Source organism: Streptomyces candidus (genome assembly GCF_014207445.1).
Lineage (GTDB): Bacteria > Actinomycetota > Actinomycetes > Streptomycetales > Streptomycetaceae > Streptomyces > Streptomyces candidus.
Genome location: NZ_JACHEM010000047.1, coordinates 1 through 4,813, shown reverse-complemented (window position 1 = coordinate 4,813; position 4,813 = coordinate 1). Strand labels below are relative to the sequence as shown.

Genomic DNA, 4,813 nt, shown 5'->3' with positions numbered 1-4,813 from the left:
GTGCAGTGGAGGGAGGGCTCACGGCCGGGCAGCGGCCGCAGCGGATTCAAGCGCATGTACTCGCGCTTCGTGGCCCTGCGGATCAGGCCCGCCGGGCGCGAGATCCGCCAGGCCACGACCACCGCCGTGCTTCCGGTCCGCTGGCTGCTGGCGGAGTGGCCCGCCGACCAGGACGAGCCCGTGCAGTTCTGGCTCTCCAACCTGCCCGATACCACTCCGCTGCCGGTTCTCGTGCGCACCGCGAAGCTCCGCTGGCGCATCGAGAACGACTACCGCGAGATGAAACAGGCCCTGGGCCTGGCCCACTTCGAGGGCCGGACCTGGCCAGGCTGGCACCACCACGTCACCCTCGTCTCCGTCGCCCATGCCTTCTGCACCCTGCAGCGACTGACCCGGTCCCCAAAAGAGACGGCGCCGGCCTGAGCCTCTACCGAGTCGTCCGCGAGCTGCAGATACTCCTCGCGACCTGGACCGGCGCCTGCCCCACCTGTCACCGCGACATGCCAGACCCCGCACCAACATGACCAAGCACTACTAGTACCAGGGGCGGGCATCATGCGTGGGGAGCGGACGCAGTCCCGGCCAGCGTGCGAGCAGGCGGCCGGCCAGGTCGGAGCTGAGGCGGCCGACGGCGTGCAGGTGATCGTGGTCGCGGGTCATGTCGGCGACGGGCCTTGACCCCGGATGTTGAACACACGAGACACTGGATCCTGAGGATCTGAGAACGGACATCTCGTGGTCATGAAGAACTACCCGCCGCAGTTCAAGGCGGACGCGGTCGCGCTGTACGAGTCGCGGCCGGAAGCGACGATCAGGTCGGTCGCCGCCGATCTGGGGATCAATCCGGAGACGCTGCGGAACTGGGTCCGGGCAGCCGGGGTGAGCCGTCCCCGAGGACGGCGGACACAGGAACCAGCCCCGCCGCCAGCGCCGCTGGAGGCGGAGAACGCCGCCTTGCGGAAGAAGGTCCGTGAGCTGGAGGAGGAACGGGAGATCCTGCGCAAAGCGGCAAAGTATTTCGCCGGGGAGACGCGCTGGTGAACCGCTTCCAGTGTGTCGCCGACCTCCAGCGCCGTCACGGCGTGAAGCGGCTCTGCAGCATCCTCGGCGTCAGCCGCTCGAGCTTCTACTACTGGCGGCGGACGGCTGCGGACCGGGCCGCCCGACAGGTGGCCGACGCCCGCCTGGCCGCCCGGATACGGGCGGTGCACCAGGAATCGGACGGCACCTACGGAGCCCCGAGGATCACCGCCGAACTCCGCGAGGAGAACGGTGTCGCGGTCAACCACAAGCGCGTCGCCAGGATCATGCGGGCGTCCGGGATCGAAGGAGTCCGGTTGCGCCGCCGGCACCGCACCACCGTCTCTGACCCGGCCGCCGCCAAGGCCCCGGACCTGATCGGCCGCGACTTCACCGCGGACAGGCCGAACACGAAGTACGTCGGCGACATCACCTACCTGCCCCTCGAGGGCGGGAAGTTCTGCTACCTGGCGACCGTTATCGACCTCGCATCACGCCGTCTGGCCGGCTGGGCTATCGCCGACCACATGCGCGCGGACCTGGTCACCGATGCCCTGGCCGCGGCGATCCGAACCCGCGGCAGTCTCGCCGGATCAATCATGCACACCGACCACGGAGCTCAGTACACGAGCAGGATTTTCGCCGAAGCCTGCAGGTCAGCAGGGGTGCGGCGGAGCATGAGCGCGGTCGGGTCCAGCGCGGACAACGCACTCGCCGAGTCCTTCAGCGCGACCTTCAAACGCGAGACCCTGCAAGGACGAAAGAGCTGGCCGACCGAGCGCGAGGCCCGACTCGACGCCTTCCGATGGCTCCACCGCTACAACACCCGACGCCGACACTCCCGCCTCGGACAACGATCGCCGATCGCCTTCGAGAACGCCCTCCACCGCACACCAACTACGCTGGCACAAGCCGCATAACCCGTGTTCAGGATTCGGGGTCAAGGCCCATTCGACGGCTTCCAGCCCTGTACGCAGGGGATGAACGGCTCAGCGCCGTAGACGGCTTTACCTCTTCATAGGCGGCCGATGACGTCGCGCCCCTGCACCAGGGGATGAACGGATCCAGTCTTTGAGCTCCGCCCCGGTGGCGAGGCCCCGCCCCTGCGCCAGGGGATGAACGGGGCTCCCTTCCGCCGCCGTTACGCGTTTTGTCGACCAGCCTCTGTACCAGGGGATGAACGGAGGCCCGTCATGGAGAAGTTCACTCGGCGGGTGATAGTTCCCCTTCTCCGGCGGTGGCGTAGCCGGTGAGCTCGATACCGGCCGAGCGGGCTTCCTTGAGCCGGGTGGACACCAGGCCGGCGGAAACAGACAGTTCACGCGCGGTCTCGCACCCCTTGAGCCCTTGACGGTGCAGCTCGACGATTGGTCCCGACGCTGCGGGACCGGTCCTCGTACGCTGTGCGTTCCTCAGCGACCATGCGCACCACCGTCCGTGGTGACACTCCGAACCGGTCCGCGAGCTCACGGGACGCGGACATCGTCGCGTAGCCGCCGTCACTCCTCCTCATCCCCCTCCATCTCGTCGTCGGTCATCTTCTCGTCGAGCCCTCGCAGCAACGAGTGCATGTTCAGTAGCGCTGGAACCAGGTACTCCTCACGAATCGAGGCACGTGACGCCGTGTGACAGATGGCATGCCTGTTGTGCTTGCCATGCACGGTGTCACTCTGTGCGAAGGTCTCCGACAACGGCCGTATGACGAGGTGCGCGCGCAGCTCGAAGATCCCAACCCATTTTGGTGGCAACGGCACGTTGTTGATGATGAATGTCACCGCCTTGCCCGGCCCACGCTCACCAATTCGCTGGCCGCCCGAGTCACGGGCAGCCTTGAACTCGTCGCGGTACCAGTCAAGCGCTTTGGTTTCCATCGCCGTGTAACAGACATCAGTGGCCAGCGACAGTCCCGCCTCCCACAGGCCAGCCCGCGCTGCGTCGACCGCGCGCAACCCCAGATCGGCGAGGTCCTGGAGCTCCTCCTGCCCCACCTGGCGCAGCCCGTCAGCCACCTCGTCGAACAAGTCCTCACGCTGCTCGTGCAGGTAGGCGTACCGACTCTTCCGATCCGGAAGAGAGAGCAGGGCGCGCAGATGCCGGTTGCTCGGCGCCCAGATGAGCCCGATGCCGTCCTCGGTCACCATGTCGATGAGCTGCGCCCACTCCGTCTCGCTGAAACCTTGCAGGTTCGGCGGAAGCAGGATGTCCGCGAGCTTCTCGGCAAGCCCCGGCAACTGCGGCGACAGCGGCCGCACAATGCTCCGGAAGGGGTTCAGCAGCACATCATCGATGCCGAACCGCACAGTCGGCATGAGGCCTTGGAAGACACGGTCAATACCCGCAGCCTTGACGATACTGTGACGCAAGGTGTCGGAAAAACCCGTAGTGCACCCATTCAGGCCCAATACGTCAAGCCCCAAGGGCGCGGTCAAGCTCGAAGCGAAGTCGATGCGCGGCTTCATATGCGTATCCCGCACCCAGAAGAAGTCGACTGGCTTGACGGCGACCAGGTTGTTGACCTGGGAGCTGAGCACACCTCCATACGGCTGCAAGAGCCGGTCGAGTGCGTCCTGGACGCCTGAACTCTTGATGATCGCCCTGGATATGGCCTCGTATGCTGGAGACCTCATAACGTCTGCGGCAATCGAACGTCCCATCAAGTCGTACGCAGTCGACACGTGCGGCTTCTTCCGCTCCTTCTCAGCCATGCGGTCCATGATTCCGGATGGCACCGATACAACGCGCGGCTTTAGCGCCACGTGCGCTGCACAGTGCTTCTTCCTTGATCGCTTCCTGCCGGGTAAGCGGCCTGGCGCGCAACCAACTAAGCCCCCTACTTGGCGAAACGGGTCAACTCAAGCGATCAGTCGCCCGCAGGGAGCGTGGGGCCGTCGTGTAGGGCCGGATCTTCAAAGTCCGTCATGAAGCCAAGTCAGACGGTTCACCGCGGCACTCGGTCAGCTGAGCGGTCAGCAAGCGTCATATTCGGAGGGTGGCCCGTACTGCTCGATGAGGTCGCAGGTACATGTCCCGCCTTCGTACAGCGCCTTCTCGCACTCGTCGTGGTGAACACGCTGCGACGGGCGCTTCGGCGGCGCGGTTCGCACGGCGCTGCGCCGGGCCGGACTCGGGAGCCAGGCACCGGGCACGCCCGGTCGATGCCGAGTTTGGCGAGGGCGGCGAGCTGGTCGGCATCCAGCTGGCCCCTCCTGGATCTCGCGTTCGAATCCCCATACGCCCCGCTACACGGTCACCGCAGCGGCAGTCCGTTTGTGGTTTCGGGCCATGGAGGGCGGGGTCGGCTGCTGCGGTGGTGGTGATCATCGGGTCGCCCCGCTCGTCGGGCTCGACCAGGGCCAGCAGTGCCGGCCGCAGCCTAGAGTCCAGCTCGGCCGCCCTCTTCCGCCCTCCGCCGGGATGGCGCACCCGCCCCAACGGGGCCTGACCAGAGTCCAGTTCAGCTGCCCCACGCGAGACCGTGGCCTCCCGGACCCCGGCTGCAGCGGCGACGATCCTGATGCCGCCATGCCCCAGCGACAGTGCTTCCGCCCCTATGGCCAGTCGGCGCTGACGCTCGTCCAGATGCGGCAACAACACCTGGAACTTCGCCGCCAGAACGGCCTCGATCCCCTCCGGTCTCCCCATACCAGACAAACGAGCCCCACAGCTGGAAGCCACGACTTGTTTCCCGGCAAGCCCTTAGAACTCCTAACGAAATGATCTTCAAGGTGGTTGGATCACTCCAGGAACGTTGATCCGGGGGTGTGGGGTGGCTCGGCCGAAGCCGTGGGATGTT

General features: G+C 66.3%; 4 protein-coding genes and 1 pseudogene. 2 read left to right on the top strand and 3 right to left on the bottom strand.

The window, feature by feature from the left end:
- Positions 1 to 423 (top strand): transposase (locus HNQ79_RS32925; RefSeq protein ID WP_185036658.1); only part of this gene is annotated, 423 nt, incomplete at its 5' end.
- A 111-nt stretch (positions 424 to 534) separates the two neighbouring features.
- Here the strand turns inward: HNQ79_RS32925 and HNQ79_RS32920 are convergent.
- On the bottom strand, positions 535 to 660 hold the full coding sequence (locus tag HNQ79_RS32920; protein WP_311772335.1) for a hypothetical protein: 126 nt from the start codon (positions 658 to 660) through the stop codon (positions 535 to 537).
- A gap of 75 nt (positions 661 to 735) precedes the next feature.
- Between HNQ79_RS32920 and HNQ79_RS32915 the strand changes: the two genes are divergently transcribed.
- A protein-coding gene (locus HNQ79_RS32915) for an IS3 family transposase (protein WP_185036657.1) occupies positions 736 to 1,940 on the top strand; the annotation gives its coding sequence in 2 pieces (ribosomal slippage) (positions 736 to 1,027 and positions 1,027 to 1,940; 1,206 coding nt in all).
- 579 nt (positions 1,941 to 2,519) lie between these two features.
- On the opposite strand, the gene HNQ79_RS32910 is transcribed toward HNQ79_RS32915, so the two are convergent.
- Entirely contained in the window at positions 2,520 to 3,725 is a 1,206-nt protein-coding gene (locus HNQ79_RS32910; RefSeq protein WP_185036656.1) for a hypothetical protein, read from the bottom strand.
- A gap of 616 nt (positions 3,726 to 4,341) precedes the next feature.
- Positions 4,342 to 4,662, bottom strand: a pseudogene (locus HNQ79_RS32905) (ISAzo13 family transposase); the annotation flags it as partial.
- Between the last annotated feature and the right edge of the window lie 151 nt (positions 4,663 to 4,813).

Bases quoted from the DNA above. Each gene is read 5' to 3' on its own strand.
- HNQ79_RS32910 (WP_185036656.1), bottom strand. From the start codon at position 3,725: ATGGCTGAGAAGGAGCGGAAGAAGCCGCACGTGTCGACTGCGTACGAC.
- HNQ79_RS32920 (WP_311772335.1), bottom strand. From the start codon at position 660: ATGACCCGCGACCACGATCACCTGCACGCCGTCGGCCGCCTCAGCTCC.